Below are 15283 nucleotides of genomic sequence, written 5' to 3' on the forward strand. Positions count from 1 at the left end.
GTGAAAAGTTTCAAAAACTTTTCGGTTTTGTATAAAGTTCTCTACATTATCTGCCCATATAAATAGATAGCATACAGCAGGGAAACAATCATAACCAGGAGAAATGTTTCAGCAAATCCGCCCTTTTTTTTCTTAGCCTGAGTCCTGGTTTGAGGCTGCATATTTTTTAAAGTTTGCCTTTTTTGTTTAGTATAACCCTTATTTGTTTGCCTTGTCGAAGAAACTGTTCCATTACTTCTTCTGCTTAACACTCCCATAATATCCTGTCTCATCTGATTCGCATTTTGATATCGTCCTGTGATTGCCTTTTCGATAACGTTCTTGTATGGGCGCAATTCAGCCTTTACATTCACTGCTTCCATTATCTGCTTTTGCCCGTCACCTTTTTTCTGGAATCTTTTTGGATAGGAAGCATTGATCATCACCAACGCTGCCGCGAACAAGTCATATTGCTGATCAGCTTTTCTTGACCCAAGTCCCCAATAACCCCTGTCAAAAAACTCTGTAAATTCTTTGATGGATCTCCCCTGCTTTGTTGTTCCGCCTACATCAATGCAGCGCACTTTATAGGCAGGTGTGGTCACGATCAGGTTCTCCGGCTTTAGGTCCCCAAACACCCAGCCTTGATCATGCAAGACCTCAAGGCTGGTCAGCAGCTGAAGCATTAATACACCTGTCCAGGATGGACCTTTTGCTTTTATGAATTCTAAGAAACTATCTCCTTTTATATACTCCATTACATAAAAAGGAAGGATGATGCCTGATTTTTCCCAATCATCTGCTTCCAGCAAAGAAGGCCCGAGGGCGGACCCCTGGACCTTGGAGAAGGCTTTTAAGATGTTCATCTCAGAGGTGATTGACATACCATTATTGCTAAGCTTAAGAGCAGCAAATTGGCCATTCAGTTCTGCCAGATAGACAATCCCATTGGCCCCAAATCCTAATTCTTTGAGAACCCGATATCTGTTTCCATTCCATTTTCCTGTTATTACGCTTCCTGGAGGGACGTTACATTGATTCCTCAAAGTATTGTTCATCATGTGACAACAAGCCCCTTAGTGAACGATTTTTATTAAAGTAGGATAATGCTTCCTGAATGGCAGGTCCGGTTGGTGTGATACCTCCTGTGGTCAATTTAGGGAATATCTTTGTTAAGGATTCTAGCTTTGGGGTCCAATCCAGCAATTTTTCGACATCATTCTTTTTCCCAGGAAATACAAAAACGGAAAATTGATTATCACCCATTCTTGCATTTAAACTTAGCGATAGGTCAAGCAATGAATCTTTAACGGTCGGAAGCTTATGCTTCATGCTTGCACTGGTGTCAACAAGGACAAGCACCTCTAATTTGCTAGTTTCCCCAAGGTCATCAACGACCTCCATCACTTCACCCCGTTTATCGGGCGGAAGATCTTCCATAGATTTAGAGCTTCCTAAGATTTGCTGCAGTTCTTTATTAACGACACCCTGAATCGTTTGGGTCATGGCTTTTCTTGTAACCATTTGAACAGTCTGGGAAAGTTGAGTTGAATACACCACCTGGCTGACACCGCCTCCAGATATAGCAATTGCCTCAATTTCCTTCAGTCCCTGATCGTCTATTACATCTTCCTCCATAACTCCAATAACATTTACTGTTATTCCTTGCTCCCTTGCCAGTGCAGCCATCGCTGCCGGATCTTGTCCCTGATTGGAGCATCCGTCCGTGATAAGCAGAATTTGTCGTAAAGTACCAGGTCTCATACCAATTCCCCTTCCATAATATTCTGCTATCAGCTTCGCCGAGGGAAAGGGTTTTTATACTTAAATTTGGCTTTTTTATCCCTTCTGGACTACAAGGATAATAGTTTTTACTGAGCTCTTTTCTTAAGTGATCGTACCGGAATTGTTGCCCATTTAGGAGTGTTGTGAGAAATTTTCGCCGTTACGATTGTCATATCATCATCAATATCTCCTCTTGTCCTAATGACCTCTTCAAGGATTAAATCCGCCACCTCCTGAGGATCATCTGTCTTAATTTCCCGCAATTTACGCTTCATCCAAAACTCAAAGTTCTCAACATGCTTCGGAGCCTCAAAAATCCCATCACTCATTAAGACCAGCAAATCACCTGCCTTTAACTGTTCGGAAACTACATCCACATCAAACTCCTGGATAATTCCCATCGGAAGGTTACTTGACTCTATTTTTATAATTTTATCGCCCCGTTTAATAAAGCTAGGGATTGAACATATTTTTAAGAATTTCGCCTTGGCATCCTGCAGATCAATCATGGCCAAATCAAGTGTTGAAAATATCTCATCTGTTGTTCTAAGTGATAATACAGAATTCACCGACTTGATTGCAATTTTCTCCTCAATACCTGACATAAGAAATTTTTGAAGGAGCTGCAGGGTTTCTGTACTTTCGAAGTGAGCCCGTTCACCGTTCCCCATCCCATCACTAATAGCAACTGCATATTTCCCCCAGCCAATTTCCATCGTGGTAAAGCTATCACCTGAGACCAATCCGCCCCCTTTCGCCGCATGTGCAACTCCTGTTTCAACTGTATATTTCTTTGCTGAACGGAAAACCACGTGGCAATTCCCCCCTGGATAATCAGCACACTCCTCTAAATGAACAATAATATTTTCCGACAAAATATCAGATAGCATAGGGGCTATCAGCTTTTCACTCTCCCCTCTTCCTTGGCAGTTTGGAATGCTCATTTCTATATCAATATTGCCCTGTTCAAGGCTGTAGATTTCAACGTGGCTGACATCAAGTCCAAAATCCTGGATCGCTTCCAGTATCTGTTCTTCCTGATAATGATGATTCAGCCGTTCTCGCTGGATTTCCTTTGCAAAATCATCCATTACCGCCGAGACACCCTTCAGTTGGTCAGCAACCAGTTTTCGGCTTTCCTTTACCTGCTGCTTCAGCTTTTGATTCGCCTGATAAAAGGTAAGTTCCTGGGATATGGCATCGACAACCTTTTGGCCCCTGGTACAATATTTATTAAACTCCGTCATTGTCTTCCGGGAAACCTGGCCGTTATTTTCATTTAATTCATACATAATTTCTCTCATATCATCATAAGTTGTACTAAAGTTTTTCGACCAGCACTGCTCTTTCTTAAAGCAAAGCTGACACGTCTTTTCCGTAACATTGCTCAGGAAATAATCTAATTCTTTCTCCTCATCTTCATGCCTTCCATTATCATTTATTTGTGAAAAGCTGTCGGAAAGCGCTGCAAATACATTTGAAAATTGAGCAACTCTTTGCGCGGTAACATCACGCACCTTTCTCATATATAATTGCTGCTCATTAGCATATTCCACTGTCCCAGGTATATGTTTGGCGACTTTTTCAATGATAGAAGCAGGAGTAAGCATGAAAAGAGCGACAGAGGCAAGGGATTCATAGAATGTGATCATAATATTATTGCTGCCTTCACCGTATAGCCCGATCAATAACGTAGCGATAATTAGTCCAAAAGCAACTCCAATCTTTCGTCCATCCTTTAACAGGCCTCCCAAAAGACCTGAGAAAGCAAGAAGGCTCATCTGGTATAGACTTGTAATACTGGCTAGACTGAAGATTAGTCCGGTAACCACTCCTACAGTAGAACCGATGGCTGCTCCTCCAGCCATTGCAAATACTAAAACCAGATACCGGGATAAAACATGCTCTATCGACAAATCATATATCGTCCAGCCGATGGTTCCCGTCATAACCGATGCAAGCAGGATTATAATGCTGACAACCTCTTCTGTTTTTAATGATTGAGTCTTCATTCTTACCGCCAGAAGCGGGATGCACTGAATAAATATTAATGTTAATATCATTGCCAGCCCTGCTTCAACCGTCATCATCATGCCGTCATAAAGCTGAAGGTTCCTATGAAGGATATAATGCTCAGCCATGTTTACAAGCCAGAGAGCAGTAAAAACATAGATGGACATTGTTTTAAATCGGTCCTCTCTGCCTGGGCTTTTAATTTTATGGAGCAGCATAAGCAAAAAGCATGCCGCAAACAAGACAACACCATTGGAGATCTGGACGGTTAACCCGCCGGCAACCAGACCTATTAAAACGATTGGTGCGCGATCCCTGCGGATAAAATAAACCGCTGCAAAAAACGGTAAGCCAAAAGGAGCCAGCTGCGAAAGAATAAGGGCTCGTCCTAATAAAAACCCCACCAAAGCCAAAACAAGCCCGCGTCGCCAGAGAATATCCTCCATTTTTACTTGTATGTTAGAAATCCACTTTGTCGCATCGAGCTTTGCATCATTAAGATGTACTTCCGTAAGAGGTTCTATCAGATTCCGTTCAGCCTTTTCCATATCGAAACACTCCCCATACCAATTTGTTCTTTTCATTATAGGATGGGTGAATAATTTTTTTTGTCAGAATTATGTGATAACAAAAAATAATTATTCGACTTGTTTCTACCTCATCATTCAAATCCATACAAGTTTTCAGCCTCAAATGAAAGAATTAGTCCTTATTTTATGATTTAAAGATAAGAAATTATCTTTTTTTAGCTAATGAGAGCAGAATTTTTGTATTCTATTATGCAATCAACCGGATACAGACTAACCAGGAATAAAGAAGAAAAAAGGGATGAACGTGTCATAGCCACTGCATTTTTTGTTATATATTGACATCTACCCCTACTCTATGTAAGATTAATATTGTGCTTTTTAAAAGCAATATTTGGCGGCGTAGCTCAGCTGGCTAGAGCGTACGGTTCATACCCGTGAGGTCGGGGGTTCGATCCCCTCCGCCGCTATTAAAGAAAAGCGTAAGCGCTCTTACCACCAAGGAACGTCGATGCCAGCACATCCTCACAAAGCTGCCGCTTTGTTTCGTGCGATGTAATGCTGCCGTAGCGTTCCTTGTCCTGTGCAGGTACGGGCAAGCATAAGACTCGAAGGGCTGGGCGCTGGAGCTAGACATCTATAAATTGTTATAGTTTAAATAGTTATACTTTCTTTTCTCACAAAACCCCTTGATTGTAGTTACTCATTTGATAACTACAATCAAGGGGCTTTTCTTTCCGGAAGAACTGGTAAGCATCACTATCCCCTGCAACAATTCTGGCAAGGGGAAGATTTAAATCAAAATAAAAAGCCCTGTCTATTCGACAAGGCTGTGGATTCAACTTCAGAATTCCAATTTATAAACTTAACGGAAAGCAGATTATTCATGCACATTCAGCAGCAAGTTATCCGCGTCTTCCTCCTCTTCCACCTCGTTTAGTCTCGGTGCTTCTCTTTAAGGTGGATAAGCGCTCTTCGCTATCTTTTAGGAAACGGGATAATTTTTGATCAAAATTTTCCTTTGGCGCAAAATTGCCTTTTGAACGGAAATCTTTGTTACGGCTGTCATTTCCTCTTCCTTGGCCTTGGCCTTGGCGTGGGCGTGGTGTATAAGAAGATTGTCCTTCAGGTCGGTCCTTTGCTTTTTTGATGGAAAGCCCGATTTTACCGTCCTTTTCAACATTAATAACTTTTACTTCTACTGCGTCTCCGACTTTAAGATGATCGTTGATATCTTTTACATAGTTATCAGCAACTTCACTTATATGGACAAGTCCTGTTGAACCTTCCGGCAACTCTACAAACGCACCAAAATTAGTAATGCCTGTTACCTTACCTTGTAACTTGCTGCCTACTTCGATTGACATAAAAAAAATGTTCCTCCTTAAAATGTTAAAAAAATAAACCTACTCTATATTATAACGAATGGAAAAAAACAGTGTCAATATTAGTCACTGTCTTCTTCCTTTTTTGGTAAATTAAATATAACTTCACCTTTATTTGACAAGAAGTAATCCTTGCGGGCGATTTTGGCGATATAATCATCGTCATTAAGCTTTACGATCTCTTCTTCAAGAAGAACTTCTTTATTTTCCAGCTTATCCAGTTTTTCCTGAAGATTTTTCTTTTCCGCAGTCTTTTCTTCCAATACGGCGGCTTGAGAAATTAACGCTGACGCTGACGCAATAGACAGCACAACAGCGAAAACGGCATAAAGAGTAAGCCTTCGTATTAATCCGCGGCGTTTCTTCTCACCTGTTTGAACCTTCTTTTCATGCTGCTTTACATACGGTGATTGAATTGTTGCCACATTTCTTTTCCTCAGGCTCCCCAATTTACTCACTCCTCACTAAGTCTTATTGCTTCGGTTCGTTTTCCAATTAATAATGTATTCCTTTATCCTGATAGAATATCCTGCACATTTATTATAAATCTTCTCGACTCTATTTGTAACAGACTTCGGCAAGATCTCCCAAAATCTATTTATAAACCAAAAGAAGGGTTTACATATAAATGACATTATAGATAGTACGACTTTTATACCAAGTCTGACAAGGGTAAAAAGTCCCTTAGCCACGCTTAAAACCACAAAAATTACTATTGACACCAGCCATTTTATCGGCTGGAAAATCATGATCTTTAGCATTCTGGAAATCATCATTGCTGTCCATATAATTGAACGGATTCCTGCTTCAAGCCATTTCAAATAAATACTTTTTAATAATGCTTGGTACGCCGAGAAGCCGCAAAGCAGAGCTAGAAATAAATAAAAACGAAGTTCTCCTTCATTTACAAGAAATAATACATAAAAAATGATTAAGGCTTGGACGATCCAGAAAAGCAGATCGTTTACAAATACGATTAGACTATTGCGTTTGGTCCTTTTTAAAAAACGATTATACGTATCCAGGGCAGCACCAAAGCAGCTGCCCATTCCAATCATTGCAAGCAAGGTGTAGAATTGGGTAGTCAGCGTCATTTGAACAGCTTGCCAAAGAATCCTTTAGCCTTCTCCCGAGAATGTTCATCCAAGTACACCAGATCATATATCTTTCCTTTAATAGAAACAATTCCTTTGTCCACATCCAGGTTTTTCATCTGCAGATTTTGCCCTTTAATTGAAAGAAATCCCATTGTTGTTTCTAGAAGGAACTCTTCATTATCAAAGCTTTCAACATGTTTCACTCCGGTTATATCCAGAAGACGGCGGCCTCTCATCATCACATCGTGTTCTGGACTAGACCCTTTTATTTCATTCGTGTCAAAGAACTGACTCATTTTTTTATCCCTCACAGTACTTTGTTTTGTACAAGTCTATGAGGGGTTTGTGCAAATTAGAACAGGCCGGTTAACAGATGGCACGCCATTTTACTATTCGTCCGCAGCTCTATTGGAATCTGAAATCTTTTCTTCTTTCACTATAGAATACATGTCCGCCGCATCCTCTTTTTTAGTGGACTCCTGGATTTTTTCAATTTTCACTATGACCCGTTTTTGGCCAAAATTGACTGTAAGCTCGTCCCCAACTTTTACATTGGAGCTCGCTTTTGCAGGAATTCCGTTAATGGAGATCCTTCCTTTGTCTGCCACTTCTTTTGCTAGTGTACGGCGCTTGATCAGCCGGGATATTTTTAAAAATTTATCTAATCTCATTGTCATGTCTTTTCCCCCTACAATCCTTTAGCTTTTGCTTCATCCCAAAAATGGTCAAGCTCGTCGAGTGAGAAATCAGCAAAGCTTTTGCCTGATTCCCGCACACATTTCTCTATATAAGAAAACCGCTGCTGAAACTTCCGGTTTGCAGTATGTACAGCTTCTTCGGGCTGAATACGGTAAAAACGGGAGACGTTTACAATAGAAAAAAACAGGTCACCCAGTTCACTTTTAAGTTTGTTGTGATCCACTTCATTCTTTAAAAGCTCAGCCTCTACTTCATTCATTTCCTCTTTCACTTTTTCCCAGGCTGGATCCACTTTATCCCAATCAAATCCTACTTTGGCAGCTGCCTTTTGATATTCAAAGGATTGCATTAACTGTGGCAGGGAAGGGCTAATTCCAGCAAGGAAAGATTCCGGCAAGTTCTCATCTTGGTTGTTTTCCAGGGCCTTAATTTGGTCCCAATTCATCCTTACTTCCTCAGCTGTTTCAGCAATGGCATCACCAAAAACATGTGGATGGCGGCGCACCATTTTCTCAGAAATACTACGAATGACATCATCAACAGTGAACAGGCCTTCATCTTCACCAATCTGCGAATGAAGAAGCACTTGCAGGAGCACATCGCCAAGTTCCCCGACCAATCCTTCTTCACCACTGTCTATTGCATCAATTACTTCATAGGTCTCCTCTATTAAATACTTTTTCAGGCTTTCATGGGTTTGTTTTTTATCCCACGGACAACCGTTTGGACCCCTTAAGACAGCAATAATTTCTCTTAGTTTCGAAAACTCATGATAAAGCAGCTCCTCCTCTTTTATAGGAGGAACATAAACACTTGTTAAATTACTTAGTTCCATCTGCCGGTCTAATTCAAAAAGGGGAACCTTGATCACTTTTTCATGACTTGTCCCTGCAGCAGTTACAATTGAAACCTCATAATCATCCGGAAGCTTTTCCATCAGGGTAAGCTTAACCTCCGAAGCAACAAAGGCATCATATACCTGCCCAATAATCATATGCTGCGTTATAATGATTTCGTCCCTTTTTAAGTCCGTACCATCGAGCAGCTGGAAACCTTCAATCGGGTCAGCAGCTACTGCCTGGAACAAAGGATCCAAGAAGCTTTGTCCGCCATCAACCGTAATTTGTATACCCCTTTTTTCTGCTTTTTCAAACAAGAGCTGCACCGTTTTTTCCGCTACCATTGGATGGCCAGGCACTGTATATATAATGGTTCCATTCGCCGCATGATCTAGCAGAGTTTCTACAATTTCTTCATAAACTTCCTCGAATTGATCATGCTTCTCATAAACATGGTCAAAACTCTGAAACGAGATGCCTTCCTTAGCCAGATCGGAGATGACCGGATGTTCAATTGTCCTGGTAAAGCATTCACCAGCCTGGATAATCTTCCGGTACACCCCTAAAGGGAGCTGATCCAATTCGCCTGCCCCTAATCCTAATATTTTAATTTGATTCACTTTTAATTTAACTCCCTTTCATGTTTCTGTTACGCAGTAACAACGCAAGCTTGCTTCCAAATGGCAGAAGCACTAATTCATTTGAAGAGAACATCCCTGACCGTATGATAAGGACAAGATATATAGACCCGCCAATCAAGACACCGCTCAATGCTTGGAGGGATGCAAAAAGCCTTCCTTCTAGAGATAATATCTGAAATACTTGTCCATGGATAATGAGGACAATGGACATCGCCAGTACTGCTCTTGCAAGCCATCTGACATGGGGCATGCCGAGCAAAGTTTTACGTATATATTTCTTGAGCCTGATTTGCAAAAGTAATGACATAAAAATAAAAGATAATATGCTTGCTATCGCAGCCCCAGTGATACTGTACAGAGGTACTAACAACAGATTCAAGACCCATTTAATCAGTATACCCAGGATCACTACAATGACAGTCGACCGATAGTGCCCCATGCTTTGTAAAATAGAAGCATTTGTCGTAACTAAAGATGTAAACAAAATGCACAGAGCCAGCACCCCAAGTGCTCCTGAACCATTGATATCTTCATAAAGCATATAATTGGCAGCTTTAATGAGCAGCATCAATCCGATGGCCGCCCCCAAACCAACTGTTGTACTAATTCGGAAGGCGAGCCTGATTTTCTCCTCAATCTCTTGCGATTTACCTTTTTTCAAATAACCTGAAATCAAAGGGATCAACGTAAGAGATAGTGAACTGGCTACCACTGTTCCGAGCTGAAGAAGCGGCTGGCCCCTGTCATAGACACCTTTAAGAGCCTTTGCACTATTTTCCTGCATCCCCTTGTCTAGAAGCAGTGAATACAAATGCCATGAGTCCACAAGCTGAATAATCACAAGGATTAGACTTGTCACGCAAAATGCCAGGCCTTGAAAAAGAAGAATCTTACTTAATCTCTTCCACTGGATTCTTGGTTCAAAAGAGGACTTTATTTGAGTCAGATTTAAGTTTTTTCGTTTCAGCACAAATAAGAGAAGAACCGTGATGCACGACAGGCCTCCTATTAAAGAGCCAAAATAGGCCCCAACACCTATTTCATATAACGATCTTCCCTGCCAAAGAAAGAGCAAAGCGAAAATAAGAATTCCGCTTACCCGTACAAGCTGTTCAGCTACTTGTGAGACCGCCGTTGGCAGCATATCGCTTTTTCCCTGGTAATACCCTCTAAGCGTCGAAATAAGTGGCATGAGCAAAAACGAAAAGGAAATCATCTTTATCGGCCCTGCAAGATCCGGATCCTTCATGGCAGCCGCAATCACATCTGCTCCCCAATAAAGAAAGCACCAAATGGTTAAGCCAATTCCACCGATAATAAGAAAACAGGGAATCAATACGGATTGGATGAAATGCTGATCCTGCTGCTGCTTTTCCGCAACAAGCTTTGATATAACAGCGGGGAAGCCATATGTTGAAAAAATAAGGGCAATCCCATAAAAGGGATATACTTGCTGATATATGTAAAATCCGATATCACCGGCTATGTTCTGAAACGGTATTCTGTATGCAGCGCTTAATATTTTGGTTATTAGTGCAGCTGCTGTTAAAATAATAGCTCCGCGAAAGAGCTTTTTAGATAAATCCGGCCTCTGGGCCATTGTTTTTCCCCTTCCACATTCTATGTGGTTGTATTATAACATAATGCAACAGCGCCTTGACCAAATGAAAAAGGCATAATAGTAACTGGGTTTCTTATTTTTCCAGGGGGCTGGCAGCCTAAAAAAGAAAAAAGGCAGCGGCAGCTACCTTCCTCTATCTCTTCTTAAGATTCCATTTGTCTCGCCAGGAAGCTTGCAGCTGTTTCTACAGCTTTCCGCTCCACTTCTCCTAGGCTGCCATCCTTAGAGAAAATAACTACTGCACCTATTGGATCTCCGTTTGCAACAATCGGTCCAACCGTATACGATTGAATATCTTCTTCCATTCCGTCAACAAGTGAAATATTTCCTTTGGAGTTTTCAAGAACTGATGAACGTTCTTCCATTGTTTTCTCAATTAAGTCACTGATACCTTTATTTAAATAGTCCTTTTTAGATCCACCGGCGAGTGCAATATACGTATCGCGGTCACAAATCAAAACAGGGTTTCCAAGACTATCGTATAGTGCTTCTGCATATTCTTTTGCAAAGTCGCTTAATTCACTAATAGGGGAATACTTTTTTAGGATAACTTCTCCATCTCTATCAACAAAAATCTCCAGTGGGTCTCCCTCACGGATACGAAGTGTTCTGCGGATTTCCTTAGGAATAACCACTCGGCCTAAATCGTCGATACGACGTACGATACCAGTTGCTTTCATCTTGTGTTGCCTCGCTTTCCTCTATTGGTTTTTTTAAGTGATGTGATTCCCTGTTTTTGAAATCATCACCATTGTTGAACTTAGTATTTTGCATATGGAAAGTTCTATACACTTTGAAAGGATTTTTCTTTATTTACACATTTAACGACGTAAACTCACTTTGCAGCAGGCTGGTTCGTTTTTTTCACATCCATTAGCCCTTTTAAAAGTTCATACAGCGTATTCAGCCACTTTGCAACAGCATTGCCCCGGGTATGAAGCACCAGTTTCATCCTGCTGCCATCCATTCCTAAACCAACCATTCGGCCATAATGCGATACTAATTGGAATATCTTTTGGCCATCTATTTCACCGCTTGCTTTATCTGAGATGAGAATGGAGATATCATCTTTGGATTGCTTAATGCTTTCAACGCCAGCTTGCATTGCGTATACCTTCATTTCAGCAATCTGCAAAAGATAACCAACCTCCTCTGGATATTCACCGAAACGATCAAGCATTTCTTCTTCCAGCTCTTCATACTCCTTTATGGATGTTATCCCTCGGAACCTTTTATACATTTCAATTTTCTGGTTGCCGTCAGATATATAGGTATCCGGGATGTATGCATCAACTTCAAGGTCGATTTCGAGCTGTGCCGGCTTTTCTTCTGCCAAGTCCCCTTTGCGTTGTTCAATTGCCTCTTTTAGCATTTGGGAATACAAATCAAAGCCTACAGAATCAATGAATCCGTGCTGTTCTGCTCCAAGAAGATTTCCGGCACCGCGAATGGATAAATCACGCATAGCAATTTTGAAGCCTGAACCCAGTTCCGTGAATTCTTTAATTGCCTGCAGCCTTTTCTCAGCTACCTCAGTCAGAACCTTATCCTTCCGGTAGGTAAAATAGGCATAAGCCACTCGGTTTGACCGCCCCACTCGTCCCCGAAGCTGGTAAAGCTGGGATAGTCCCATCTTATCTGCATCATGTACGATTAATGTATTCACATTCGGGATATCAACGCCGGTTTCAATGATGGTTGTACTGACTAACACGTCTGACTCGCCTTCGAGAAATTCCAGCATGACCGATTCAAGTTCCTGCTCGGACATTTGCCCATGAGCGTAGGTGACACGTGCGTCGGGAACCAACATGGAAATTTCTTCTGCTTTTCTTGATATATCTTCTACCCTGTTATATAGGAAATAAACCTGTCCATCACGAGCCAATTCTCTTTCTATTGCTTCTCTGACAAGCCCTCCATTGTATTCCATAACATATGTTTGAACCGGGAATCTATTTTCCGGAGGTGTTTCAATAACAGATAAGTCCCTCACTCCCAGCATCGACATATGAAGTGTGCGCGGGATAGGGGTTGCGGTCAAGGTCAGCACATCAACATTGGTTTTCAGCTGTTTGATTTTTTCTTTGTGTGTTACACCGAAGCGCTGTTCTTCATCTACAATCAGCAGACCAAGATCATGATAGATTATATCTTTCGATAAGAGCCTGTGAGTGCCAACTACAATATCAACCGTTCCGGCTTTAAGCCCTTTTGATGTTTCAGACTGCTGCTTTTTAGAACGAAAGCGGCTCATCAACCCGATATTAATTGGATAATCCTGAAACCTTTCCCTCATGGTTTCATAATGCTGCTGAGCAAGAATGGTTGTCGGTACCAGGAATGCCACCTGTTTGCCATCTGCAATAGCTTTAAATGCAGCGCGAATGGCAACCTCAGTTTTCCCATAGCCAACATCCCCGCAAAGCAGGCGGTCCATAGGACGTTCCCGTTCCATATCTCTTTTAATTTCATGGATGGACCGGGCCTGATCTTCAGTTTCCTGATAGGGGAAGGATGTTTCAAAGTCTCTTTGCATGTCTCCATCCGGAGAGAAGGCGTATCCCTTCGCTGCTTCACGCTCGGCATAAAGCTTAATTAAGTCATCAGCAATATATTGTACAGACGAATGAACTTTGTTCTTAACCCGTTTCCAGTCATTGCCCCCAAGCTTATATAGCTTTGGTTCCTTCCCCTCTGAAGCAACGTATTTCTGAACAAGATCAATCTGTTCAACAGGCACGTAAAGCTTATCACTGCCCTGATAGCGAATATGGAGATAATCCTTATGGATTCCATTAATATTAAGGGTTTCTATGCCGAGATACTTCCCAATCCCATGGTTAACATGAACAACATAGTCACCAACGTTTAATTCGGAATAGCTTTTAATCCGTTCTGCATTCGTCAGCTTTTGCCTTCTGGCCGTTTTCTTAGTTTTTTTATTAAAAAGCTCTTGTTCGGTAATCACAGCCAGCTTCTGCATCGGCAATTCAAACCCCGTATGGAGGCTTCCCTCAAGAACCTGGATCTTTCCTAAAAGGATTTCGCTGTCTCGCTTAAGTTCTGCCGCTTCTACTCCATAATCTTCAAGAACACTATGAAGCTTGCCAATTCGTTCCTGATCTGAACCGAGCAGCAATACTGTATATTTTCCTTTTTTCCACCGCTCTGCCTCGGATTTAAAAACATGCATTTGACCATGGAAATTTTGCATCTGTTTGCAAGTAAAATTAAGGATATTTTGCGGACTGGTATGTGGAACGTGCCGCAAGAACAGAGAAAGATAGATGAACGGACGGTTTGATCCCTGAATTAGCTTTGGAAGATGATGGGACAGCTGAACATCATGGATTATCGTACCTTCAGCGAGCAGACCTGTATACCACTCGGCCTCTTCCTTCTCCAGCGCTTCATTAATTTCCTGAATTCTGCTAATTTCATCGAGAATCACTAAGCCGCCTGCCGGAAGATAATCTACTAAACTAGCCGGTTTTTCATACGCAAGGCTAATGTATTTTAAGATTTGGTCAGGCCTGCTGCCATTTTTCAGCTGTTCTATCTCATAGCCGATGTTTTGTACCATCTGCTCTTTAGCTTTATCACTTTTTAATTTTTTTAAGCTTTTGGCTAAACCTTCTTCCAGCCGGGTAATCATCCGATCAATGTGCTCCTGCTCAAATAATGCCTCATGAGAGGGGCCGATAGAAACAGAAGATAGTTTCTCCATCGACCTCTGATCTTCTACTGAGAAACTGCGGATCGATTCAACCTCTGTATCAAAAAGTTCAATTCGGACAGGATTAGCCTCCGTTAAGGGATAAATATCCAATATTCCGCCGCGAATGCTGAACTCACCTGGTGCTGCCACCATATCTGACCTGGAATAACCCATGGAAATCAGCACTTGCAGCAAACCATCCAATTGGATATCTTCTCCCGTGATAAATGACAGCTGGAATTTTTGCCAAAGCGTCTTTGGAGGGAGCTGCTTTCGTAAACCTGACATGGGTACAATTGTGATACCTTTTTTATTTTGCGATAAGTAATTCAATGCCTCTACCCGCTGTGCTCTCAGCTCCGGGCTTGCAACGCTTAATTCCGCAGCAATCAATTCATTTGCAGGATAAAGATATAATTGATCTTCAGAAATAAAGCTCATTAAGTCTTCATATAGCTTCTGAGCCTGCAGAAGATTATGGGTAACTACGAGAATTGATCGGTTGGTTTCTTCATATACGGAGGAAATCAGCATCGACCTAGAAGAACCGGAAAGTCCAGCTACCAGCTGCTCTCGAAGTCCCTCATCAATTCCGCTGATTAATGACTGGACATCATCGTGTTTTGAAAACAAATGTTGCAATCCGTTCATACAGATGCCTCCCTTCTTTCTACTTTACTTTTCTAATTTTAAATATAAGGTAATCCGCTTTTTAAGCGGTAAATGTCATTTTAAAAGCTTCCAGTCTATTATATTAATGCGAATTAACAAAACTCTTCGAAACCCGCCAACAAATAGGCCTATAAAGTTAAAGCACTAACATTGGGCACATTTAAATCAGGAATGTTAATTAGAAAACTCAACCACTAGCTGCACTGTAGACGTGTGTCCAGCAGGCTCTATCCTGACGTAACTGTTATAATGGGCAGCTATTTCAAGCAGCTGCCAACTTTATATGATTATAAACAAGATAAAA

The 15283-nt window shown here is 41.4% G+C and carries 12 protein-coding genes and 1 tRNA gene; 1 reads left to right on the forward strand and 12 read right to left on the reverse strand.

All coding sequences use genetic code 11. The features are described 5' to 3' along the window. Positions 1-41: 41 nt before the first annotated feature. From D0469_RS16470 to spoIIE, 3 genes are all read right to left on the reverse strand, one after another. Positions 42-1040: a protein kinase domain-containing protein gene (locus D0469_RS16470; protein ID WP_117327818.1), complete on the reverse strand. Its 999-nt coding sequence runs from the start codon at positions 1038-1040 to the stop codon at positions 42-44. Then, positions 1009-1773: a VWA domain-containing protein gene (locus D0469_RS16475; RefSeq protein WP_267897319.1), complete on the reverse strand. Its 765-nt coding sequence runs from the start codon at positions 1771-1773 to the stop codon at positions 1009-1011. The genes D0469_RS16470 and D0469_RS16475 overlap by 32 nt, the downstream gene beginning before the upstream one ends. A gap of 77 nt (positions 1774-1850) precedes the next feature. Continuing rightward, positions 1851-4325 carry a stage II sporulation protein E gene (gene spoIIE / locus D0469_RS16480; RefSeq protein ID WP_117327820.1) on the reverse strand — a complete coding sequence of 825 codons (2475 nt, stop codon included), beginning with the start codon at positions 4323-4325 and terminating at the stop codon, positions 1851-1853. Positions 4326-4700: 375 nt separating this feature from the next. Between spoIIE and D0469_RS16485 the strand changes: the two genes are divergently transcribed. Beyond that, positions 4701-4774, forward strand: a tRNA-Met gene (locus D0469_RS16485). 435 nt (positions 4775-5209) lie between these two features. Here the strand turns inward: D0469_RS16485 and D0469_RS16490 are convergent. The 9 genes from D0469_RS16490 to mfd all read right to left on the reverse strand — a co-directional run bounded on the left by D0469_RS16490 (position 5210) and on the right by mfd (position 14958). Beyond that, positions 5210-5671, reverse strand: coding sequence for a S1 domain-containing RNA-binding protein (locus D0469_RS16490; protein ID WP_117327821.1), 462 nt, complete (start codon positions 5669-5671; stop codon positions 5210-5212). An 80-nt stretch (positions 5672-5751) separates the two neighbouring features. Next, positions 5752-6114: an FtsB family cell division protein gene (locus D0469_RS16495; RefSeq protein ID WP_325048968.1), complete on the reverse strand. Its 363-nt coding sequence runs from the start codon at positions 6112-6114 to the stop codon at positions 5752-5754. Between the two features lie 39 nt (positions 6115-6153). Further along, positions 6154-6783 carry a spore cortex biosynthesis protein YabQ gene (yabQ, locus tag D0469_RS16500; RefSeq protein WP_117327823.1) on the reverse strand — a complete coding sequence of 210 codons (630 nt, stop codon included), beginning with the start codon at positions 6781-6783 and terminating at the stop codon, positions 6154-6156. After that, positions 6780-7082, reverse strand: coding sequence for a sporulation protein YabP (gene yabP / locus D0469_RS16505; protein WP_117327824.1), 303 nt, complete (start codon positions 7080-7082; stop codon positions 6780-6782). The genes yabQ and yabP overlap by 4 nt, the downstream gene beginning before the upstream one ends. A 93-nt stretch (positions 7083-7175) precedes the next feature. Beyond that, positions 7176-7457 (reverse strand): RNA-binding S4 domain-containing protein, encoded by a 282-nt coding sequence (locus tag D0469_RS16510; protein WP_117327856.1) that lies wholly within the window; start codon positions 7455-7457, stop codon positions 7176-7178. Positions 7458-7474: 17 nt separating this feature from the next. Then, positions 7475-8944, reverse strand: coding sequence for a bifunctional methyltransferase/pyrophosphohydrolase YabN (gene yabN, locus D0469_RS16515; protein ID WP_117327825.1), 1470 nt, complete (start codon positions 8942-8944; stop codon positions 7475-7477). A 7-nt stretch (positions 8945-8951) separates the two neighbouring features. Next, a complete protein-coding gene (locus D0469_RS16520; protein WP_117327826.1) occupies positions 8952-10565 on the reverse strand; it encodes a putative polysaccharide biosynthesis protein in 1614 nt (537 codons plus the stop codon). 164 nt (positions 10566-10729) lie between these two features. Beyond that, positions 10730-11266: a stage V sporulation protein T gene (spoVT, locus tag D0469_RS16525; RefSeq protein ID WP_117327827.1), complete on the reverse strand. Its 537-nt coding sequence runs from the start codon at positions 11264-11266 to the stop codon at positions 10730-10732. A gap of 155 nt (positions 11267-11421) precedes the next feature. Beyond that, the gene (gene mfd / locus D0469_RS16530) at positions 11422-14958 is read right to left on the reverse strand and encodes a transcription-repair coupling factor (RefSeq protein ID WP_117327828.1); all 3537 of its coding nucleotides are present in this window, start codon (positions 14956-14958) and stop codon (positions 11422-11424) included. Positions 14959-15283: the final 325 nt, after the last annotated feature.

Source organism: Peribacillus saganii, from assembly GCF_003429095.1.
Taxonomy (GTDB): Bacteria; Bacillota; Bacilli; order Bacillales; family DSM-1321; genus Peribacillus; species Peribacillus saganii.

Bases quoted from the DNA above. Each gene is read 5' to 3' on its own strand.
- D0469_RS16470 (WP_117327818.1), bottom strand. From the start codon at position 1,040: ATGATGAACAATACTTTGAGGAATCAATGTAACGTCCCTCCAGGAAGC.
- spoIIE (WP_117327820.1), bottom strand. From the start codon at position 4,325: ATGGAAAAGGCTGAACGGAATCTGATAGAACCTCTTACGGAAGTACAT.
- D0469_RS16490 (WP_117327821.1), bottom strand. From the start codon at position 5,671: ATGTCAATCGAAGTAGGCAGCAAGTTACAAGGTAAGGTAACAGGCATT.
- yabQ (WP_117327823.1), bottom strand. From the start codon at position 6,783: ATGACGCTGACTACCCAATTCTACACCTTGCTTGCAATGATTGGAATG.
- yabP (WP_117327824.1), bottom strand. From the start codon at position 7,082: ATGAGTCAGTTCTTTGACACGAATGAAATAAAAGGGTCTAGTCCAGAA.
- D0469_RS16510 (WP_117327856.1), bottom strand. From the start codon at position 7,457: ATGAGATTAGATAAATTTTTAAAAATATCCCGGCTGATCAAGCGCCGT.
- D0469_RS16520 (WP_117327826.1), bottom strand. From the start codon at position 10,565: ATGGCCCAGAGGCCGGATTTATCTAAAAAGCTCTTTCGCGGAGCTATT.
- spoVT (WP_117327827.1), bottom strand. From the start codon at position 11,266: ATGAAAGCAACTGGTATCGTACGTCGTATCGACGATTTAGGCCGAGTG.
- mfd (WP_117327828.1), bottom strand. From the start codon at position 14,958: ATGAACGGATTGCAACATTTGTTTTCAAAACACGATGATGTCCAGTCA.